Below are 2120 nucleotides of genomic sequence, written 5' to 3' on the forward strand. Positions count from 1 at the left end.
ATGCGCGCACTTGTTTCTACACGATCCGGGTGCAACCAGCTGATCTATCTCGGGAAAACGTGGGGAAACCTCAGCGTCAGCATTACCGTCTGTTTGGCGCGGCTATACAGCAGGATGGTGGCGCCATCGCCGCGATCGTAGGCCTCGGGCGACAGGGTCTGCCAGCGACCGTCCTTGCGCTGAAAATCGAAAGTGACCTTGCGCAGCACATACCAATTATCAGACAGCACAGCTATCAGACAGCACAGCGATGCTGCGAATGCGACCCTGCGGGGTTAGGGTGGCAGATGGATTCAAGCGACACTCCTTGTGATGCGAGCGATAGCAGCACTACAAATGTGGCGTACCGGGTCGCTCGCACGAACCGCAATCACTACGGCGGGCAGACCTTTTACCTATCGTTCGACTGCAGCGTCAGACGGTCGACAGAAGCACTGCACCTGTCTTTTGCCGATGCGCGCACTGTGCCTTTGGACACAACAAGTCTGGACGGAATACTGGCACTGGTGCCCGCTCGGTATGGCTGCCGCAAATCCAGCCTCTGCCGGCGAAACGACTCCATCCGCCGGCGCTCCCAACTTCGTTTGGCCCGCGCTGACGCTCCCCAATTGCGTGACCGCGCGCACCACCGCACAATCCCTTCACATCACCCACCTATGCCTTCGACATCCTGCGCCATAGCGCAGATGGGCAGGCCGACGCACCGCGGCTCGGTTACAACACGTTCGATAGCGCCGTACTGAGATTGATTCTGCTGGCACTTGCAGTGCGCATCGTCATTGGTGCGGCCGGCGTGCTGGCCGGCAAGCCCGGCTTGACAATCGCGTATCTGCTGGTCCAGTTGGTGCTGCCCGGCACGATGATTGCGCTGGCTATCGACGGCAGTCTGCGCCGTGCACTCAATCCAGGTAGTGTCGATCGAGATGGCGCTGCCCATCGGCTGGCCATATCTGACCGCATACGGCCTGCTGTATGTGATCCAGGCAGCGGTACGAAAGCGGTGTTCATTGCGGTGAAATATCTACCACCGGTCGTGCGCGATGCGACGATGGTGATTGCCTCGATCTGGAGCCTGTTTGCCAGCTTTCATCTGATGGGCGATCTGGTGTACCAGTCCCACGAAGAAGTCGGTTATGTGCCTGACGGCGGTGCGGCACTCGAACGCGAAGACCCGGATCAACGCCTGCTCGACGAAGCAGAGCAGTACGTACGCGATGGCCATTCCGATGAAGCTTTTCAGGCATTGCGCGGTGCGGTCGCGCGCGGTGGGTCTGGCCGTGCATGAGCTGTATCAACGTCTGCGGCGTCAACATCATCGCAACGACGAACTGCACGAGCACACCCGGCAATACATCAATCGCTTGCTGCAGGAAAAACAGGAGCGCCGCACACTCACCTTGCAACGCGGAGCACTGGACAGTAATCCGCATTTAGAGCGGCTAACAACACTACTGCGCGGCCGCCAGGCGGGCGCGGTCGGCGCTCGGAATCCTCATGTCCCACTCGTACACTCCGATTCTGAGCGCGCCGCCCGCACCCATCTGACGACCGCTCGCTACGTTTTGTTAGCCGCTCTTAATCCGCCGCTCCCCGAGCAAGCCAACTGGCTAGCCGAGCGCGCCAAGATGGCCGGGCAATTCCAACTGGCGACCGATGGCCTGCTTGCTGCCATCGGTGCGTGGCCACGCGATGCGATGCTGCCGGCCTGGTCACTCGACGCGGGCCTGCTGCTGGCCGACCGTTTCGGCCGCGATGACCAGGCGCGTGCAGTGCTGCAAAACGCGCAGGATCAGTGCGAAAACGATGTACAACGCGCGAAGCTGAAAGCGGTGGCGATTCAACCGGCTTGAGCGGCTAACAAAACCAATTGAATGCGGTATCGCTGGCGGCAAAAATGCGTGTATGGCAAGTCGCAAACAGATACCGTCACGGTGCGGAAGCGCGTCAAAGATCGAGCGCGCGGTGCCATCACCGCTCGCGAGACACCGCACCAGAAAGTTCGTAGGTTGCTTTGTTGAAAACCACGCACGCCGACCATCTCGACTCTGAGGTTTCCCCACGTTTTCCCGAGATAGATCAGCTGGTTGCACCCGGATCGTGTAGAAACAAGTGCGCGCATG

The 2120-nt window shown here is 60.0% G+C and carries 1 protein-coding gene, 1 other RNA gene and 3 pseudogenes; 3 read left to right on the plus strand and 2 right to left on the minus strand.

Annotated features, from left to right (window positions below):
* Positions 1-65: 65 nt before the first annotated feature.
* Positions 66-297, minus strand: a pseudogene (locus XpopCFBP1817_RS20490) (GDP-mannose pyrophosphatase); the annotation flags it as partial.
* A gap of 355 nt (positions 298-652) precedes the next feature.
* On the opposite strand from XpopCFBP1817_RS20490, the pseudogene XpopCFBP1817_RS20495 reads away from it, so the two are divergent.
* From XpopCFBP1817_RS20495 to XpopCFBP1817_RS20510, 3 genes and pseudogenes are all read left to right on the plus strand, one after another.
* Positions 653-1427: pseudogene (locus tag XpopCFBP1817_RS20495) on the plus strand (hypothetical protein); the annotation flags it as partial.
* A 67-nt stretch (positions 1428-1494) separates the two neighbouring features.
* A non-coding RNA gene (locus XpopCFBP1817_RS20505) (sX9 sRNA) lies at positions 1495-1571 on the plus strand.
* Positions 1572-1850 (plus strand): annotated as a pseudogene (locus XpopCFBP1817_RS20510) (hypothetical protein); the annotation flags it as partial.
* Here XpopCFBP1817_RS20510 and XpopCFBP1817_RS22370 read toward each other — a convergent pair.
* Positions 1838-2120, minus strand: a 283-nt coding sequence (locus XpopCFBP1817_RS22370; protein ID WP_208619687.1) for a hypothetical protein, incomplete at its 5' end; no start/stop codon positions are given. The pseudogene XpopCFBP1817_RS20510 and the gene XpopCFBP1817_RS22370 sit on opposite strands and share 13 nt — an antisense overlap.

It is taken from the genome of Xanthomonas populi (assembly GCF_002940065.1).
In the GTDB taxonomy this organism is placed as follows: domain Bacteria; phylum Pseudomonadota; class Gammaproteobacteria; order Xanthomonadales; family Xanthomonadaceae; genus Xanthomonas; species Xanthomonas populi.